The organism is Isoptericola sp. GX10416, from assembly GCF_056590155.1.
Genome location: NZ_JBWPVO010000007.1, coordinates 180,800 through 199,397, shown reverse-complemented (window position 1 = coordinate 199,397; position 18,598 = coordinate 180,800). Strand labels below are relative to the sequence as shown.

Genomic DNA, 18,598 nt, shown 5'->3' with positions numbered 1-18,598 from the left:
CCCGCCGACGGCTGCGCTTGCCGCGAGGGACGAACAGCGCGAAGGTGATGACCATGACACGCCGACGATCGACGATCGCCCCCGCCGTGTTCTACCCGGCGGGCGGGCTGATCCTGCTCTTCGTCCTGGTCACGATGCTGGCCACCGACACCGTCGAACGCGTGATGGGCGAGCTGCAGGGCAAGGTCATCAACGGCTTCGGCTGGTACTACGTCATCATCGTGGCGGCCTTCGTCCTCTTCGCGATCTGGATGGGCCTGAGCCGCTTCGGTGAGATCAGGCTCGGTCCCGAGGAGGAGGCCCCCGACTTCAAGCTGCCCGTGTGGTTCGCGATGCTGTTCGCGACCGGCATGGGCATCGGGCTCGTCTACTTCGGGGTCGCCGAGCCGCTGTCGCACTTCACCTCGCCGAAGCCCGGCGTCGCGGGGGAGGCGCCGGCGCTGGCGCAGGCGGCGATGGGTCAGACGTACCTGCACTGGGGCTTCCACGCGTGGGCGATCTACGTCGTGGTGGGCCTGGCCCTCGCATACTCGATCCACCGCAAGGGCCGGCCGGTGTCCATCCGGTGGGCGCTCGAGCCGATCCTGGGCGAGAAGCGGGTGCGGGGCTGGCTGGGGAACGTCATCGACGTGCTGGCGATCTTCGGCACCGTCTTCGGCGTCGCGACGTCTCTCGGCCTGGGCGTGCTGCAGATCGCCGCCGGGCTCGGATACCTCGGCGTCGTGGACCCGAGCGTGGCGCTGGAGATGGGGCTCATCGCCGGCATCACCGCTGTGGCCGCGGTCTCCGTGGCCTCCGGGCTCGAACGCGGCATCAAGTGGTTGTCCAACGTGAACATGATGCTCGCCGGCGCTCTGATGGTCGCGGTGCTCATCATGGGCTCCTCCCTCTTCGTCCTGCGCGAGTGGGTGCAGTCCATCGGCTACTACTTCCAGAACGTCATGTTCATGACGTTCGACACCCTGGCGTTCCAGGGCGACGCCGGCCTGGCCTGGGAGTCGAGCTGGACCATCTTCTACTGGGGCTGGTGGATCTCCTGGGCGCCCTTCGTCGGGCTCTTCATCGCCCGCATCTCCCGCGGCCGCACCGTGCGCGAGTTCGTCCTGGGGACCCTGTTGGTGCCGATGTTCGTCAGCACGATCTGGTTCAGCGTCTTCGGGGGCTCGGCCATCCACCAGGAGCGCAACGAGCCGGGCTCCATGCTGCTGCCCGACCCGGAGACCGGTGATCTGGCGGTCAACAGCGACACGGCGATGTTCCAGCTCTTCGAGTCGATACCCGGCGGCGGGGCCTGGATGGGGGTCGTCGCGATGGTCCTCGTCGTCGTCTTCTTCGTGACCTCGTCCGACTCCGGGTCGTTCGTGGTGGACATGCTCGCCAACGGCGGCGACCCCAACCCGCCGCTGTGGAGCCGGTTGTTCTGGGCCATCCTCGAGGGCGGTGTCGCCGCCGCCCTGCTCTACGCGGGCGGCCTCGAGGCGTTGCAGACGGCGTCCATCCTGACGGCCCTGCCGTTCTCGCTCGTGGTGATCGCCATGATGTTCGCCGTGTGGAAGGCCCTCAACGAGGAGCACCAGACGATCACGCGGGCCGAGCGACGGTTGCGCCGCCGAGAGCTCACGGAGCGCGTCACCGAGCACGTGACCGAGCACGTCACGGAGAACTTCGCGGAGATCAGCGGGCGGTCCGCGGAACGCGGTCCCGGCGGTGGCGCACGCCGACCGCGATGGAGGCGTGGCTCGTCCGGGTAGGATAGAGCGGCTCCGGGTTCCCGGGTGCCCACCTCCCACGGAAAGAGAACCGTAGATGTCTGTGCGCTCCGACCTGCGCAACGTGGCGATCGTCGCCCACGTCGACCACGGAAAGACGACCATGGTCGACGCCATGCTGCGGCAGGCCGGTGCCTTCGCCGCGCACCAGCAGGTGGACGAACGCGTCATGGACTCCGGCGACCTGGAACGTGAGAAGGGCATCACGATCCTCGCCAAGAACACCGCGATCCGGTACGCCGGGCCGGCCGCCGCCGAGGCGGGTGAGCCCGGTGGCATCACGATCAACGTGATCGACACCCCGGGTCACGCCGACTTCGGCGGCGAGGTCGAGCGCGGCCTGTCGATGGTCGACGGCGTGGTGCTGCTCGTGGACGCCTCCGAGGGGCCGCTGCCCCAGACGCGGTTCGTGCTGCGTAAGGCGCTCGCCGCCAAGCTGCCCGTCATCGTGGTGGTCAACAAGGTCGACCGGCCCGACTCGCGCATCACCGAGGTCGTGGCTGAGACCACCGACCTCCTGCTCGGCCTCGCGAGCGACCTGTCCGACGAGGTCCCCGACCTCGACGTGGACGCGGTCCTCGACGTGCCGGTGGTCTACGCCTCCGCCAAGTCGGGCCGCGCGGCCACCGAGCAGCCCGCCGACGGCGTGCTGCCGGCGAACGAGGACCTCGAGCCGCTGTTCTCGACGATCCTGCAGACCATTCCCGCGCCGACGTACGACGACGACATGCCGCTGCAGGCGCACGTCACCAACCTCGACGCCTCGCCGTTCCTCGGCCGGCTCGCCCTGCTGCGCGTCTTCAACGGGACGCTGCGCAAGGGCCAGACGGTCGCGTGGGCGCGTCACGACGGGACCCTGAGCCAGGTCCGGATCACCGAGCTGCTCCGGACGGAGGCGCTCACCCGCGTCCCGGCCGAGTCCGCGGGCCCCGGCGACATCGTGGCCGTGGCAGGCATCGCCGACATCATGATCGGCGAGACGCTGACCGACCCGGACGACCCGCGCCCGCTGCCCGTCATCACGGTCGACGACCCGGCGATCTCCATGACGGTCGGGATCAACACCTCGCCGCTGGCGGGCAAGGGCGGCAAGGGCCACAAGGTCACGGCGCGCCAGGTCAAGGACCGGCTCGACGCGGAGCTCGTCGGCAACGTCTCGCTGCGCGTCCTGCCCACCGAGCGCCCCGATGCGTGGGAGGTGCAGGGGCGTGGCGAGCTGGCCCTGGCCATCCTCGTGGAGCAGATGCGCCGCGAAGGCTTCGAGCTCACGGTCGGCAAGCCGCAGGTCGTCACCAAGGACATCGACGGCAAGCGGCACGAACCGATGGAGCGCATGACCATCGACGTGCCCGAGGAGTACCTCGGCGCCGTCACGCAGCTCATGGCCGCCCGCAAGGGCCGCATGGAGACCATGGCGAACCACGGCACCGGGTGGGTGCGCATGGAGTTCGTCGTGCCGGCACGCGGCCTCATCGGCTTCCGCACCCGGTTCCTCACGGAGACGCGCGGCACCGGCATCGCGTCGTCGTACGCCGAGGGCTACGAGCCGTGGCACGGTCCCATCGAGTCGCGCTCCACGGGCTCGCTGGTCGCCGACCGCGCGGGCGTCGTGACGCCGTTCGCGATGATCAACCTGCAGGAGCGCGGCACGTTCTTCGTCGAGCCCACGCAGGAGGTCTACGAGGGCATGATCGTGGGCGAGAACTCGCGCAACGAGGACATGGACGTCAACATCACCAAGGAGAAGAAGCTGACGAACATGCGGTCGTCGACCGCGGACAGCTTCGAGAACCTGATCCCGCCGCAGAAGCTCACGCTCGAGGAGTCGCTCGAGTTCACGGCGGAGGACGAGTGCGTGGAGATCACGCCCGAGATCGTCCGCATCCGCAAGGTCAACCTCGACGCCACCGAGCGCGCGCGGGCGACGGCGCGGGCCAAGCGCGGCTGAGCCGTGCGGGGCGGCCTGCTCGCGGTGCACGCGCACCCGGACGACGAGTCGCTCGCGACCGGGGCCCTGCTCGCCACGCGGGCGGCGGCGGGGGAGCGGGTGACCGTCGTGACGTGCACCCGCGGCGAGCGGGGCGAGGTCATCGACACCCTGTCGCACCCCACCGGTCTGGCTCACCTGGAGGGCGACGGCCCGGCGCTGGCCGCCCACCGGGAGGCCGAGCTCGACCGTGCTTTGGCCGCGCTGGGCGTGACCGACCGTCTCTTCCTCGACACGGTGGACGTCGCCGACCGTCCGGGTGCGGAGCCGGCCCGGTTCGAGGACTCGGGGATGGCGTGGGTGGCGCCGGGCATCGCCGGGCCGGCACCGGAATCCGGTCCGACGGCGTTCGCGCGCGTCCCGCTCGACATCGCCGCCCGGCGGCTCGCCGCCGTGGTCCGGGACCGGCGACCCGCGGTGGTGGCGACCTACGAGGCCGGTGGAGGCTACGGCCACCCGGACCACGTCCGGACCCATGAGGTGACCGTCCGGGCGCTGGAGCTGGCCGCCGACCCGCGGGCCGCCGTCGTCGGCGAGCCGTGGGCGGTGCCCGAGCGCTGGGAGGTCGTCGACCCGGCGCCGGACGTGCGAGCGGCCCGCCGCTCCCTCGCGTCCGACACGTCGGTGCGCCGTCTCGTGGACGGCTGCGGGCTCACCCTCCCCGACCCGGACGGCGACCTGCCGCCCGTCGCCGTGCCCGCTACGGGCATGGATCGCGCGGGGACCGTGGCGGTGGACGTCGCCCCGGTGCTCGATCAGGTCCTGGCGGCGCTGTCCGCGCACACCACCCAGGTCCAGCACGTCGGCCGCGTCGCCTCGACCGGGGGCGGTGTGCTCGCCCGGTACGCGCTGAGCAACGGGGTGCTCGCTCCCGTGCTCGCGACGGCGCACCTGCGACGCGCGGCCGCCGCCGCCATGACGCCGGTAGGCTCGGTCCGGTGAGCTCGCCCGCACCCCACCACGCCCAGTCCGCGCCGCCCCGGGTGCCCGGCCGGACGCTCGTCGTCCGCGGCGTGCTCGCGCTGCTCCTCGGAGCGACCGTCGGGGTGATCGGAACGGTCTCGCACCGCGGCGAGTGGGCCGGCCTGCCCACGGGGCTGGCCCTGGCGCTGCTGCTGACCCTGTCCACCGCCGTGCTCTGCCGCGCCTGGTCCGGCACGGTCACGCTGCTGACGGCCGGAGCGGGCTGGCTCGTCGCCGTCCAGCTGCTCTCCGCGTCCGGACCGGGCGGTGACGTCCTGGTGCCGGCTCAGGCGGTCGGCTACCTCTGGACCTACGGTGGACTGCTGATCTTCGCCGTGGCGGCGTTCCTGCCCCGCTGGTGGTTCGCCGAAGATGGCTCCGAGCAACAGCCGTGACCCAGCGCGCCGAGTAGGATTCGTGGGCGCGCGGGGATCCGCGCCCAGGACGTGAGCGGGGTCGGCGCCGGCCCCACGAGACCAGCACGGAGCGTGTCGATGGGCAAGCCGACCGAGAGCGACGAGAACCTGCCCGAACAGGGTGGTGCCGCGTCACCGGGCAGCTCTGCGTCACCGGACCGACCGGAGCCGACGCCGGAGTCCACCCGGACGCCGGACGTCGGCAGCTCGCAGCCCACGCTCGTGACCGAGGTCCCGGGCGTCTCCGCGACGCCGCCGGAGCCCGAGCCCACGCCTGAGCCGCCGGCGGAGCCGACCCCGACCCCGGCCCCGGCGCCGCAGCCCGAGCCCGAGCCCACGCCTGAGCCGCCGGCGGAGCCGACCCCGACCCCGGCCCCGGCGCCGCAGCCCGAGCCCGAGCCCACGCCTGAGCCGCCGGCGGAGCCGACCCCGACCCCGGCCCCGGCGCCGCAGCCCGAGCCCGAGCCCACGCCTGAGCCGCCGACGGAGCCTGAGCCCACGCCTGAGCCGCCGGCGGAGCCTGAGCCGGCGCCGCAGCCCGAGCCCGAGCCCATGCCTGAGCCTGAGCCGACCCCGCAGCCGACGCCCGAGCCCTCGGTGAGGCCCGAGCCGACCCCCACGCCTGAGCCGCCGCGCGCCGCCCCGACGGTCGAGACGGACGAGGACGACACCCCCTACCAGCCGGCGGTCCGTGCCTACGAGCAGCGCCGGGTCATCGGCACCGCGACGGTCAAGGACGCTGCTGCCCCGGCTGCCTCGGCGGCACCGCCGACCGAGGCGATCCAGACGGTGAACGCCCCGGCCGGTGGCTCCGCGCCGCCGTCGGGCACCACCGGGACGCCGCTGGAGGGTCTCCAGGGTGACGGGGCGCCCAGCCGCTGGCCGAAGGTGCTGCTGGGCGTCGCAGGCGGTGTCGTCGTGCTCGGCGGGCTCTACGTCGGCGCTCAGTGGTTCGTCGCGGACTCCGTCCCCTCGGGCACCACGGTGGCCGGCGTGGACATCGGTGGGCTCGACGCCGACCAGGCCGTGACCGCGCTCGACAGCGGGCTCGGACCGCGGGCGGCGGAACCGGTGACCGTCCAGGCCGGGGACGTCTCCAGCACCGTCGACCCTGCCGAGGCCGGCCTGACGCTCGACGCCGCGGCGACCATCGGGGAGCTGACCGGGTTCTCGCTGGACCCCTCTCGGCTCGTCGCGCACCTCGCCGGCGGGTCCGAGAGCCCGCCGGTGGTCGACGTCGACCGTGCTGCCCTGACGTCAGCCATCACCTCGGTGGCGACGTCGCTCGCGACGGAGCCCGTCGACGGGACGGTGCGCTTCGCCGACGGCGAGCCGGCCGCCACCGAGGCCGTCGACGGCACCCAGGTCGTGGTCGACGCCGCCGACGAGGCGCTCGTCGAGTCGTGGCTGGTGACCACCGGCCCGATCGAGCTGCCCGTCGAGCCGGTCCCGCCGACGATCGACCAGGCGGCCACGGACGAGGCCTACGCCCAGGCGGAGCAGATCGTCTCCGGTCCGGTGGCGGTGTCCGTCGGGGAGCAGAACCCGGAGCTGCCGGAGCGCGTCCTCGCCCGCTCGACGTCGTTCGTCCCCGCGGACGGCGCGCTGGTGGCCGAGCTCGACGGCGACCGGCTCACCAGTGCCCTCATCGACCGCACGGACGACCTGCTGCGCGAACCGGACGACGCCCGTTTCGAGTTCTCGGGGGGCGAGCCCACCATCGTGGGCGGCGAGACCGGCACGACGCTGGACCCGGAGGACGTCGCGGCAGCCGTCGGGGAGGCCGCGCAGAGCACCGAGCGCGAGACCACCGTCGAGCTGGTGGAGAAGGATCCCGAGGACTCCAAGGCCTCCCTCGAGGAGCTGGGGATCAAGGAGGTGGTGTCCGAGTTCTCCACGCCGCTCACCAGCGAGCCGGTCCGGACCAAGAACCTGGTGCGGGGCGCCGAGCTGGTCAACGAGACGCTCATCAAGCCCGGCGAGACGTTCTCCCTGATCGATGCGCTCTCACCGATCGACACCTCGAACGGCTTCCACGCCGCAGGTGTCGTGAGCAACGGGGTGCACGTGGACGCCGTCGGCGGCGGGCTGTCGCAGATGGCCACGACCACCTACAACGCCGGGTTCTTCGCCGGCTTCGACGACGTCGAGCACCGGCAGCACAGCTACTGGTTCAGCCGGTACCCGGCCGGTCGTGAGGCGACGATCTATGTCGGGGCGATCGACATGAAGTTCAAGAACGACACGCCCTACGGTGCGCTCATGCAGAGCTACGTCTCCGGCGGGCGGCTGCACGTCAAGATCTGGTCCACGGAGCACTACGACGTCGAGGAGTCGGACTCCGGCAAGCAGGACGTGGTGCCGATCAAGACGGTCGACAAGTCGGGCAGCCCGGACTGCGAGCCCTATTCCGGGGGGCAGGCGGGGTTCGCGATCACCGTCTACCGCAAGGTCTACCTCGACGGCGACCTCGTCAAGGACGAGTCCAACTTCTGGCGTTACAAGCCGGACGACGCGGTGAGCTGCAGCAAGCCGAAGAACGACGACAAGGACGACGACTGATGCTGGGACGCACTGCCCGCGAGTCCTCCGCGCACGCGGCCCTCGCCGCTCACGAGGCGGGCTGGTCCGGCATCGCCGCGGGTTCGTCGGTCCCGTCGGCCGTGCCGGACGAGGCAGGCGAGCTGCTCGACCTCGGGACGACGACACAGACGCTCGACACCGTGGCGAGCATCGACGATCTCGCCGCCATCGTGCACCTGGGTCACCCGGAGCAGCCGTCGCCGACGCTGGAGCAGGCCCTGCTCGCCGGCGACCCGAGCCTGCTGGTGACCGCCGCCGTGCCCGTCCGCCCGCAGTGGGTGTGGGTCGCACCGCCGGGCGTCGTGGGCGGGCAGGTCGTGGTCGACGAGGCCGGGATGCGCGACTGCGCGGACACCCTCCGGTCGGTGGGAGTCAGCCCGCGGCTGGTCCCGACGGCGACGCCGGTGGAGGAGCGCGCCCTGCTCGCGGGCGACCACGGCTCGCTGGTCGTCGAGCGCAGCCGGGTGCCGGCCGGCTGGGCGGAGGTGCCCGGCGGCGAGCGCCTCGCGGAGCAGGGGCCGGTCTGGTACGGGCTCCTGGAGTCCGGCAGCGCGTGGCCGCGGTTCGACGGGTCCGCGCAGGTGTGGCTCGCCTTCGGCCCGTCGGACGACCACCGAGGGTCCCTGCGCGAGACGCTGGGCGTGCTCGCCGACGCCGGGGTGGACCTGCAGCACCTGCGCAGCCATCCCTCGACGTTCGGCCCGCACGTCTTCCTCACGTCCTTCCGCTGCCCGCGGGTGACGGTGCTGGACGCGCTCGTGGCCGAGCTCGACGCGCGGTCCGTGGCGCACCGCACGCTCGCGGTCCTGCCGGGGGACCGGTTCGAGCCGGGACCGGACGCGCTGACGCCGCGGTGGGCGGGCGTGTGAGGATCGCCTATCTCGGGCCGGAGGGGACGTTCACCCATCAGGCGACCCGCACCTGGACCGAACGGACCGCTGGTGCGCCCGTCGAGGAGGTGCCCCTCGGTACGGTCGCCGCGGTGCACGACGCCGTGTCGTCCGGGAGGGCCGACCGGGGCGTCGTCGCCATCGAGAGCTCGGTCGAGGGGCACGTCGTGCCCTCGTTGGACGCGTTGCTGGACAGCGCCGACGTCGTCGCGGTCGACGAGGTGGTGCTGGACGTCTCCTTCGACGCGTTCGTGCGCCCGGGGCACGGCGACCTCGTCGAGGCGACCGCCCACCCGCACGGCCTGGCTCAGTGCCACCGGTTCGTGACGGGCCGCGGGCTCGTCGCGGTCCCCGCGCCGTCCAACGCGGCCGCCTGTCGCGACGTGGGTCCGGACCAGGTGGCGTTCGGTCCGCGGCTGTGCGGCGAGCTCTACGGGCTCGAGACGCTCGCCGAGGCCGTCGAGGACTTCCCCGGGGCGCGGACGCGGTTCCTGGTGCTCGACCGGCGGGAGCGGGCCGGGGAGCACTTCGCGGCGACGCGGCACGCGGCGTCCGACGAGACGTCCTGGCGCACGATGCTCGCGGTCACTCCGGTGGTGACCGGCCCCGGGGTCCTCGCCCGCGTCACCGACGCCTTCGGCGCGCGTGCCGTGAACATGTCGAGCCTGATGGCCCGGCCGCTCAAGGCACGCGAGGGCCAGTACGCGTTCGTCGTGACGCTCGACGCCGCACCCTGGGAGCCGGGCGTGCGGGACCTGTTCGGTGACCTCCTCGATGCCGGCGACGCGCTCAAGGTGCTCGGTGTCTACCCCGCCGAGCCGGGGGAGGGCGGCCTGGAAGGTCTGCTGGCCGACCACGTGCCCACCGGCAGCGTGCGCGCCGTCGACCCGGCCGCCGCCATCGACCGGGGCCTGCTGTGGTGAGCGCCGAGGACGTCGTGGGCGCGCCGCGGCAGGTCGCCGTCGTCGGGCTCGGACTCATCGGCGGGTCGCTGGCCCGCCTGCTCGCGGTCCGGGGTGTCGACGTCGTGGCCACGGACGTCTCGCCGGCCACGCGTGCCGCTGCGCGCGGTGCCGGCCTGTCCGTGGCCGACGACGTGGCGGCGTGCGTGGCGCAGGCCGACCTTGTCGTCCTCGCCACCCCCTTGCGCGCGATGCCCGGGGTGGCGGCCGAGGTCGCCACCCACGCCCCGGCGTCGGCCACGGTGACCGACGTGGGCAGCGTCAAGGGCCCGGTGCGCGACGAAGTCCGCGCCGCCGGGCTGGCCGACCGGTACGTCGGCGCGCACCCGATGGCGGGCACCGAGCACAGCGGGTTCGACGCCTCGGACGCCGGCCTGCTGGACGGGGTGCGCTGGGCGGTGACGATCCAGGCGGACGTGGACCCGGCGCGGCTGGTCCGGGTGCTCGCCCTGGTGACCGGGCCGTGCTCCGGGGCGGCCGTCGTCCTGACCGACGACGTTCACGACGAGGCCGCCGCGTTGGTCAGCCACGTGCCCCACGTGGTCGCGACCCAGCTCCTGAACACGGTCGTGGGCGCGCCGGTGCGTGACGTGGCGCTGGGGCTCGCAGCGGGCAGCTTCCGCGACGGCACCCGGGTCGCGTTCACCGACCCCGAGCGGACCGAGGCGATGGTCACCCAGAACGCGGCGTGGGTGGCCCCGGCGCTGCGCAAGGTGGTGCGCGACCTGGAGCTCGTGATCGAGGCGCTCGAGAGCAACGGCTCCACGCACGCGTTCTTCCGGGCCGCGGACGACCTCCGTGCGGCGGGCCGCCCGCCGGCGCCGGTCGGTGCGGGCTCAGTCCCGGTGGAGCGGGTGCCGTTGGTCACAGGATGGCCGACGTCGTTGGTCGAGCGGTGCACGGCGGGCGCCGTCGTCGTCGGCCTCACCCCCACCCATGCCGAGGTGGTAGCGGAGGGCGCGAGGTAGTACCGCTCGCGTCGAGACGAGCGATCAGTTCTGCGGCCGCGCCGGCCTGCGGACAGGGCGCGGCGGCAGCGGTCTGGCGGCCTCGACGTCGGCGGCCCGCACCAGCACCCGCTCCCCGGCGCCGGGCGCGTCCGGGCGGGCGGGGTCGCGTCGCAGGGTGATCCCGTCGTCGTCCGTCGCCACCACGACGCCGACGACGTCGGTCCAGCGCTGCCCGGACGCGGCGGCCTCCGCGAGGGAGAGCCGACGGCGTACCACGGCCCGGGTCCCTGCCGGCCAGTCTCGCCAGTCGGACGATCCGGGGAGCGGGTTCGGGGTTGTCACGTGAGCGATACTAGAGTGCTTCGAGAACGTGCTTCGAGAACGACCGGAGCGTGCTCCACCCCGTGACCTGGAGGGAACTGCAGTGACCTACGTGATCGCTCAGCCGTGCGTCGACGTCAAGGACAAGGCGTGCATCGAGGAGTGTCCCGTGGACTGCATCTACGAGGGCTCCCGCTCGCTGTACATCCACCCGGACGAGTGCGTGGACTGCGGCGCCTGCGAGCCGGTCTGCCCGGTGGAGGCCATCTACTACGAGGACGACGTCCCCGAGGAGTGGAAGGACTACTACCGCGCGAACGTCGAGTTCTTCGACGACCTGGGCTCGCCCGGCGGTGCGGCGAAGATGGGGCTCATCGAGAAGGACGACCCCATGATCGCCGACCTGCCCCCGCAGGCCTGAGCGCCGCCGTCTGACGCGCGGATGGGGTTCGCCGACCTGAGGTCCCTCGCCTACCCGTGGGACACGCTGGACGACGTGCGCACGACGGCGGCCGCTCATCCCGGCGGCATGGTCGACCTGTCGGTCGGCACGCCCGTCGACCCGACGCCGGAGGTGGTCCGCGGCGCCCTCGCCGGCGCCGCGGACGCTCCCGGCTACCCGCTGACCTACGGCACCACGGCGCTGCGCGAGGCCGTCGCCGGGTGGTTCGCGCGGCGCCGGGGCGTGCAGGGGCTCGATCCCGCCGGCGTGATGCCCACGATCGGGTCCAAGGAGCTCGTGGGCCTCCTGCCGAGCCTGCTCCGCCTCGGGTCGGGCGACGTCGTCGTCCACCCTGAGATCGCCTACCCGACCTACGACGTCGGCGCCCGCCTCGCCGGCGCTACCCCCCTCCCCGCCGACGACGTCGCGACGTGGGCCGGACGGTCCGACGTCCGGCTCGTCTGGGTCAACTCGCCCTCCAACCCCACGGGGGCGGTGGCCGACGTCGAGCACCTGCGCGCCGTGGTCGAGGCGGCTCGCGAGATCGGCGCCGTCGTGGTGAGCGACGAGTGCTACGCCGAGCTGCCGTGGGAGCCGCGGTGGCTGGCGCCGGACGGCACGAGCCGCGTCCCCAGCCTGTTGGACCCGCGGGTCAGCGGCGGCACGCACGAGGGCCTCCTGGTCGCCTACTCCCTGTCGAAGCAGTCGAACGTCGCGGGGTACCGGGCGGCGTTCGTGGCGGGCGACCCCGCCCTGGTGGCGGATCTCGTGGCGACCCGCAAGCACCTCGGGATGATCGTGCCCGCTCCCGTGCAGGCGGCGATGGTCGTGGCGCTGGGTGACGATGCCCACGTCCGCGCGCAGCGCGAGCGATACCGGCGACGTCGTGAGGCGCTCCTGCCCGCGCTGCGCACCGCAGGCCTCGTCGTCGACGACTCGGAGGCCGGGCTGTACCTCTGGGCGCGCTCGCGGGGCGACGACGCAGGTCCGACGAGGTCGCGCGACCTCGCGCGATGGTTCGCGCAGCACGGAGTGCTCGTCGGGCCGGGCGAGTTCTACGGTGTCGCGGGAGCGCACCACGTCCGGGTAGCGCTCACGGCGGGCGACGACGCCGTCGCACGTGCTGTGGCGCGCATCACAGGTGCTTGACGCGGGGATTGGAACCGCATGGGATTGAGGGGTAGTTTCATCCGCAGGCCGAGGCTGCCCTGCGGAGACGCCCTCAGGTGGTCCCGAGCGGTAGTCCATGACATTGCCATGAGTTCGCGTGTCCCAGGTCCCGACGACGGGACTCCGGGGGCTCGTCAGGGAAGGAAGACATGACGTCCACCCAGCAGACCGCCACGGTCGAGCTCACCGTCGCGGGCGAGGGCCGCGCCCTGCCGGTGGTGCCGGCCACCGAGGGCAACGACGGCATCGTCGTCTCGTCCCTGCTCAAGGAGACCGGGATGGTCACGGTCGACCCGGGCTTCACGAACACCGCGTCGTGCGAGTCGACCATCACCTACATCGACGGCGACCAGGGCATCCTGCGCTACCGGGGCTACCCGATCGAGCAGCTCGCGGACAGCTCGTCGTTCCTCGAGGTCTCCTACCTGCTGATCCACGGTGAGCTGCCCTCCGCCGAGCAGCTCGCGGCGTTCACCGACCGCATCAACCGCCACACCCTCGTGCCGGAGGCGTTCCGCACCTTCCTCGGTACGTTCCCGCGCGGCGGGCACCCGATGGCGATCATGGCCTCGGCCGTCAACGCGCTGGCCACGTACTACCCGGAGTCGCTCGACCCGCACGACGACGACGCCGTCGAGCTCGCCACGGTGCTCATCCTCGCCAAGATCCGCACCATCACCTCGTACGTCCACCGGTCGATGCGCGACGAGCCGCTGCTCTACCCGGACGCGGCCCGCGGCTACGTGGACGACTTCCTGCGCATGACCTTCGCCCGCCCGTACGAGGAGTGGGAGGCGAACCCGACCGTCGTCTCGGCGATGGACAAGCTGCTCATCCTGCACGCCGACCACGAGCAGAACTGCTCTACGTCGACGGTCCGCATCGTGGGGTCCTCCAACGCGACCCTGTACGCCTCGGTGTCCGCGGGGATCAACGCGCTGTCCGGCCCGTCCCACGGCGGGGCCAACGAGGCCGTCCTGCTCATGCTCGAAAAGATCCGTTCCGGCGACGACTCCGTGGAGACCTTCATGAAGAAGGTCAAGAACAAGGAGGACGGCGTCCGCCTGATGGGCTTCGGCCACCGCGTCTACAAGAGCTACGACCCCCGCGCCGCCATCGTCAAGAAGCACGCGGACGCCGTCCTCGACGAGCTCGGTGCCGAGGACGAGCTGCTCGACATCGCCCGCGGCCTCGAGGAGATCGCGCTGAGCGACGACTACTTCGTCGAGCGCAAGCTCTACCCGAACGTCGACTTCTACACGGGCCTGATCTACCAGGCGATGGGCTTCTCGCCGGCCATGTTCACGCCACTGTTCACGCTGGGCCGCATGCCTGGCTGGATCGCCCAGTGGCGCGAGATGATGAAGGACCCGCAGACCAAGATCGGCCGCCCGCGGCAGATCTACACGGGCCCGACGGCGCGCGACTACGTCTCGCTCGACCAGCGCTGAATCGTCTCCTGAGAGCGCGGCTGAACCCCGCTGCCCACGGTCGTCCATCGCGACCGTTGACGGCGGGGTTCACCCGCGCTCTTGGCGTTGCCCGGGGTGTCCGTGGTGGCCTGCGGAAAACGATCGTGACTCGCCCGGTGCCAAAGCTTGACGTGAATGTGATCCACCCCATAGCGTACGTGGCACCGCTTCCACGCCGAGCCTGCTCAACCGAGAGCCTGCTCAACCGAGAGCCGGCTCAACCGAGAGATATCGATTGAGATGGGGATCTCGTGTTGAAGAAGTTCAGAGTGATGATCGTGGCTATGGCAGCTGGGCTGTGTGTGCTGGTCGGCGGGACGACGACGGCGTCCGCGGCGTCGTTGTCCGACTGTGGTTCGGGATATGCGTGCCTGTATGATTACAAGGGCCACAGCGGCTCCTATGCGAAGTTTCATTCATATATTTCCTATCTCGGAAACTTCAATATGGATAACAAGGCTACATCGCTGTACAACAACGGCAACAACTGCACTGCGAGTTTTTATCAGCTCTCCAGCAAGCGAGGCTATCGGCTAGATCTGCAGAAGGGTTACGTCATCTATAACCTGGCGAACACCCGGATGACGTCTTCGAAGACATGGAACAACCGCATCACCTCGGGCTACTACTGCCAGTAGGTCTCCTTCGTGGGCGAGGTGCGCGATTGCTTCGCCCGCGAACGGCCCATCCATGCGCCCCGAGAAGAGTGGACGATGAAGACCAGGTATGCGGGACCAGTCACGCTGATGATATTGACCATCTCCGCGTGCTCGATGGACGACGGCGTTGGTGTGGCGACGATCGAGTCATCGCCGTTTCCGGTCGATGGGTACATCAACGCGGCGACTGCCGACTACGCAGACTGCCTGGACGAGGCCGGCTTCGCTGTCGAGGCCGTCGATGGTGGGTCGGAGACCTCGGTCCACGTGGGCTACGCGCAGGTCGAGGGATCGTCGTTCCTGCCCAACGACGGCGACGGGTATGTCGTGGACCGCGAGGATACGTCGGCGTTTGCGATCGGTGTCGATGGTGTCGATCGCGACGAGGAGATCCGTCGGTGCTACGGGGCGTTCCCGGGCGCCAAGGATGCGCTGATCGACAGTTTCGACGATCCAGGGTTCGTCGCAGACGAGGAGGGGACGGGGATCGCACCCGAGGAGGTCGAAGCGAGCATCGAATGGCTGCGGTGCGCTCGCGACGCGGGGGTGACCGTGATCGAGGACCCGGACCCGGCGGGTTACATCATCATCCCGCAAGAGCTGGAGCTCGCCGAAGCGGCCATGCTGGGGCAAGAATGTTCCGCACCCATGGCTCATGAAGAGCACTGGCCGCTCTTTCAGTTCATGGCCGGGGTTGAGGATCCGAGCAACGGGATGATGGCTATGGACCCGTACATCGACGCGATCGATGGTCCGTTCTACGAGGCGATGTGTGAGCGGAACCCCGACGAGTGCTCGGGCGCCGAGTGAACCGAGGCGAGAGGGGACAGGACTGTGCCGCGTAGGAAGGTTGCGCTCTGGTCCGCTGGGATCTGCGTCGCGCTCGCCGCCGGACTCGCGGTCGCCGTGCCGGCCCTCAGCCGGGACGCCGAGTCCTCAGCGGAGGGCGCCGCGTCCCAGCGCACGGCCGAGGTGTCCTCTGGCTCCCTGGCCTCCGGGATCACGCTCAGCGGCACGCTGTCACGTGGCGAGCCCAGGGCGCTCACCGCATCCGCCGACGGCGTGATCACCTGGCTGCCGGAGCCGGGGACCATCATCCAGCCGGGCGAGGCGCTGTACGAGGTCAACGGTCGGCCGGTGTTCCTGCTTCCTGGTGCCGTGCCTCTGTGGCGCACGCTGGAGCTCGGAGATGAAGGGCCGGACGTGCTGGCGCTCAACGAGGCGCTGCGCGACCTCGACCTGCTGGACGAGTCGCTCGTCGACGACGTCTTCGGCCGCGGTGCCAGTGCGGCGGTGGGTTCGCTCTACACGGGAGCTGGCTATGACGCGCCGACGGACAGCCCCGAGGGCGAGGAGCGGCTGTCCACCGCGAGGGACGACTTGTCCTCCGCGCGGTCGGCGGCAGCACCCCCGCCCGGCACCGGCAACGCGACCGAAGAGTCCGCGGACGGTGCGACCGAGGGAGAGGTGGACGGCGAATCGGACGCCGGTGACTCGGAGGATGCGGTCGGAGGTACCGGTACCGGGGGGCAAGAGCAGGTGCGCCAGGCCGAGCACAGGTCCGCCGTGGCCAGTCACGAGTGGATCGACGCGGAGGACGCCGTGGTGCTCGGCGTTCCCTCGGTACGGATCGGGTCGCTGACGCTGCGGGTCGGGGACGCCGCCGGTGGGGAGGTCCTGACCTGGACGACGGACGACGTCGTGGCCACGGCCGACGTGACGGACTCGCAGGCCGCGGCGTTGGTGTCCGGTGACACCGTCGAGATCACCCTGCCTTCGGCCGAGACGGTCTCCGGTCGGATCATGGAGGTGTCTGCGGGCGGCGACGAGTCCGAGTCCGAGGCGTCGCCGCCGCAGCTCGTGGCCAGCGTCGATGGCCAGGACGCGGTCGACTCGATGGTGGGTTCCGCGGTGCAGATTGCGGTTGTCGCGGACAAGGTCGAGGGCTCGCTGACCATGCCCGTCACGGCCCTCGTCGCCCTGGCCGAGGGTGGCTACGCGGTGGAGCGGGTCACCACCGAGGGCACTGAGCTCGTCCCCGTGGACGTGCAGCTGGTCGCCGAGGCACAGGTCGCCGTGTCGTCATCGTCGCTCCAAGAGGGGGACGAGGTCGTGATCCCGTGACGGGCGTTCCCGCCGTGGAGCTCGTCGGTGTGGGCCGTACCTACGACGCGTCCGGCGGCCCCCTGACCGTGCTGGACGACGTCGACCTGCGGATCGATCCCGGCGAACAGGTAGTGATCGTGGGACCGTCAGGGTCCGGAAAATCGACGCTGCTCGGCATCATGGGCACGCTGGACACGCCGACACGTGGCGAGGTGCGGATCGCTGGGCGTTCCACGGCAGCGATGGACGACGCCGAGCGCTCCGACGTGCGCGCCAGGAGCCTTGGCTTCGTCTTCCAGCAGTTCCACCTGCTCACCCACGTCGACGCCGTCGCCAACGTCGAGCTCGGCATGCTCTACCACGGCTATCCGCGCTCCGAACGTCGCCGTCGCGCCACCGATGCACTCGAGCGGGTCGGCCTGGGTCACCGCACCGACCACCGACCCTCCCAGCTCTCGGGAGGCGAGCAGCAGCGCGTCGCGATCGCCCGGGCCATCGCGCACGGACCGGCCCTGGTGCTCGCTGACGAACCGACCGGCGCGCTGGACCAGGCGACGGGTGAGTCCGTCATCGAGCTGCTCCTCGGGCTCGACGACGCTGCGGTCGCGGTGATTACGCACGACGCCGCGATCGCCGCACACCTGGGACGGCAGGTGCGTATCCAGGACGGTCGGATCCGCTCCGACTCCCGCACAGCCGGGGTCGGTGCCTGATGGCCCGCCTCGCAGCCCGCGACATGATCGCCACCGCGGCCCTCGGCCCGCGGTCACGACCCTCCCGGTCGGTCCTTTCGATGCTGGGTATCGCCCTGGGGATCGCGACGCTCGTCGCGGTCATGGGCATCACCGCGGCGAACGAGACACGCCTGCGACTGGACCTGGAGGCCCTGGGCTCGAACGTCCTGCAGGTGCGCGCCGGGAGCGGGCCCGACCAGCAGATCGTCCCTCTACCGGAGACGGCACCCGAGATGATCCGCCGCATCGGGCCTGTGGAAGGTGCCGCGCGGGTGAGCGTCCTCGACGAGGTGGGGGTCTTCCGCACGGACCTGGTCCCCGACTCGATGGGCGGCGGGTTGTCCGCGGCGCTCACGCAGGTCGAGCTCGCCGCCGCGATGGACCTGCAGGTTGCCGAGGGGCGCTGGTTCCGCGACGCCGACCTGGATCTGCCGGTCACCCTGCTCGGTGCCCGCGCGGCGGAGCAGCTCGGCATCGTCGAGACCGGACAGCGCGTCTGGATCGGCGACGACTGGTACGCCGTCATCGGAGTGCTGGAGCCGTCCACGCTCCTGCCCACCCTGGACAGGACCGCACTGATCGGTGACCGATGGCCGGTGGTGGAACCGCATCCGGAGGGCACCACCATCTACGTGCGCACCCGCACAGGCTCCGTGGACGCCGTCCGGGAGGTGCTCGGCGCCACCGCGAACCCGGCGATGCCACGCGCCGTGTCCGTCTCCCAGCCGTCGGCGCTGGCCGGCGCGCAGGATGCCGTGGACTCCACGTTCCGCAGCCTCGCGCTCGGGCTCGCCGCCGTCGCCCTGTTCGTCGGCGCGATCGGGATCGTCAACACGATGGTCATCGCGGTGCTCGAACGGCGCGACGAGATCGCGTTGCGACGCGCCGTCGGGGCACGTGCGGCTCAGATCCGCACGCAGTTCGTGCTGGAGGCGGGACTGCTCGGGCTGGGCGGAGGACTTGCGGGCGGGCTCCTGGGACTGCTCGTCTCGGTCGGCTACAGCCTCGTCGTCCGCGTGCCACCGACCGTCGACCTGACCGCGCTCGGGGTCGGTATCGGCCTCTCGGTGCTCGTGGGTGTCGCGGCGGGGATCTACCCGGCGGCGCGCGCCGCGCGCCAGTCCCCGATGGCGGGCCTGCGCGCCGGGTAACGCCGGCACGGCATCGCCCGGTC

Annotated in this window: 17 protein-coding genes; 16 read left to right on the top strand and 1 reads right to left on the bottom strand. The window is 71.6% G+C overall.

Annotated features, from left to right (window positions below; genetic code table 11):
• The first annotated feature begins 53 nt into the window (after nt 1–53).
• The 8 genes from ACWAT2_RS12365 to ACWAT2_RS12330 all read left to right on the top strand — a co-directional run bounded on the left by ACWAT2_RS12365 (nt 54) and on the right by ACWAT2_RS12330 (nt 10,538).
• Nucleotides 54–1,751 (top strand): BCCT family transporter, encoded by a 1,698-nt coding sequence (locus ACWAT2_RS12365; protein WP_402375948.1) that lies wholly within the window; start codon nt 54–56, stop codon nt 1,749–1,751.
• 55 nt (nt 1,752–1,806) lie between these two features.
• Nucleotides 1,807–3,717: a translational GTPase TypA gene (gene typA, locus ACWAT2_RS12360; RefSeq protein ID WP_402375949.1), complete on the top strand. Its 1,911-nt coding sequence runs from the start codon at nt 1,807–1,809 to the stop codon at nt 3,715–3,717.
• 3 nt (nt 3,718–3,720) lie between these two features.
• Complete coding sequence (locus ACWAT2_RS12355; RefSeq protein WP_402375951.1) at nt 3,721–4,698, top strand: PIG-L family deacetylase; 978 nt, start codon at nt 3,721–3,723, stop codon at nt 4,696–4,698.
• The gene (locus ACWAT2_RS12350; RefSeq protein ID WP_402375953.1) at nt 4,695–5,114 is read left to right on the top strand and encodes a DUF6113 family protein; all 420 of its coding nucleotides are present in this window, start codon (nt 4,695–4,697) and stop codon (nt 5,112–5,114) included. Before ACWAT2_RS12355 ends, ACWAT2_RS12350 begins: the two co-directional genes overlap by 4 nt.
• Before the next feature lie 99 nt (nt 5,115–5,213).
• Entirely contained in the window at nt 5,214–7,697 is a 2,484-nt protein-coding gene (locus tag ACWAT2_RS12345) for a VanW family protein (RefSeq protein ID WP_480048911.1), read from the top strand.
• On the top strand, nt 7,697–8,587 hold the full coding sequence (locus ACWAT2_RS12340) for an ACT domain-containing protein (RefSeq protein WP_402375956.1): 891 nt from the start codon (nt 7,697–7,699) through the stop codon (nt 8,585–8,587). The genes ACWAT2_RS12345 and ACWAT2_RS12340 overlap by 1 nt, the downstream gene beginning before the upstream one ends.
• Nucleotides 8,584–9,531, top strand: coding sequence for a prephenate dehydratase (locus tag ACWAT2_RS12335; protein ID WP_402375958.1), 948 nt, complete (start codon nt 8,584–8,586; stop codon nt 9,529–9,531). Before ACWAT2_RS12340 ends, ACWAT2_RS12335 begins: the two co-directional genes overlap by 4 nt.
• A complete protein-coding gene (locus ACWAT2_RS12330; protein WP_402375960.1) occupies nt 9,528–10,538 on the top strand; it encodes a prephenate dehydrogenase in 1,011 nt (336 codons plus the stop codon). The genes ACWAT2_RS12335 and ACWAT2_RS12330 overlap by 4 nt, the downstream gene beginning before the upstream one ends.
• Before the next feature lie 24 nt (nt 10,539–10,562).
• On the opposite strand, the gene ACWAT2_RS12325 is transcribed toward ACWAT2_RS12330, so the two are convergent.
• Nucleotides 10,563–10,862, bottom strand: a complete 300-nt coding sequence (locus tag ACWAT2_RS12325) for a DUF6725 family protein (protein WP_402375962.1) — start codon at nt 10,860–10,862, stop codon at nt 10,563–10,565.
• An 82-nt stretch (nt 10,863–10,944) separates the two neighbouring features.
• On the opposite strand from ACWAT2_RS12325, the gene fdxA reads away from it, so the two are divergent.
• The 8 genes from fdxA to ACWAT2_RS12285 all read left to right on the top strand — a co-directional run bounded on the left by fdxA (nt 10,945) and on the right by ACWAT2_RS12285 (nt 18,575).
• Nucleotides 10,945–11,262, top strand: coding sequence for a ferredoxin (gene fdxA / locus ACWAT2_RS12320; protein ID WP_402375964.1), 318 nt, complete (start codon nt 10,945–10,947; stop codon nt 11,260–11,262).
• 21 nt (nt 11,263–11,283) lie between these two features.
• Nucleotides 11,284–12,432 carry a succinyldiaminopimelate transaminase gene (gene dapC / locus ACWAT2_RS12315; RefSeq protein ID WP_402375966.1) on the top strand — a complete coding sequence of 383 codons (1,149 nt, stop codon included), beginning with the start codon at nt 11,284–11,286 and terminating at the stop codon, nt 12,430–12,432.
• 170 nt (nt 12,433–12,602) lie between these two features.
• Nucleotides 12,603–13,904 carry a citrate synthase gene (locus ACWAT2_RS12310; protein WP_402375968.1) on the top strand — a complete coding sequence of 434 codons (1,302 nt, stop codon included), beginning with the start codon at nt 12,603–12,605 and terminating at the stop codon, nt 13,902–13,904.
• 272 nt (nt 13,905–14,176) lie between these two features.
• Entirely contained in the window at nt 14,177–14,563 is a 387-nt protein-coding gene (locus ACWAT2_RS12305; protein ID WP_480048910.1) for a peptidase inhibitor family I36 protein, read from the top strand.
• A 9-nt stretch (nt 14,564–14,572) separates the two neighbouring features.
• A complete protein-coding gene (locus tag ACWAT2_RS12300) occupies nt 14,573–15,394 on the top strand; it encodes a hypothetical protein (protein WP_402375970.1) in 822 nt (273 codons plus the stop codon).
• A gap of 24 nt (nt 15,395–15,418) precedes the next feature.
• Nucleotides 15,419–16,708 (top strand): efflux RND transporter periplasmic adaptor subunit, encoded by a 1,290-nt coding sequence (locus tag ACWAT2_RS12295; protein ID WP_402375972.1) that lies wholly within the window; start codon nt 15,419–15,421, stop codon nt 16,706–16,708.
• Complete coding sequence (locus ACWAT2_RS12290; protein WP_402375973.1) at nt 16,705–17,403, top strand: ABC transporter ATP-binding protein; 699 nt, start codon at nt 16,705–16,707, stop codon at nt 17,401–17,403. The genes ACWAT2_RS12295 and ACWAT2_RS12290 overlap by 4 nt, the downstream gene beginning before the upstream one ends.
• Nucleotides 17,403–18,575, top strand: coding sequence for an ABC transporter permease (locus tag ACWAT2_RS12285; RefSeq protein ID WP_402375975.1), 1,173 nt, complete (start codon nt 17,403–17,405; stop codon nt 18,573–18,575). Before ACWAT2_RS12290 ends, ACWAT2_RS12285 begins: the two co-directional genes overlap by 1 nt.
• Nucleotides 18,576–18,598: the final 23 nt, after the last annotated feature.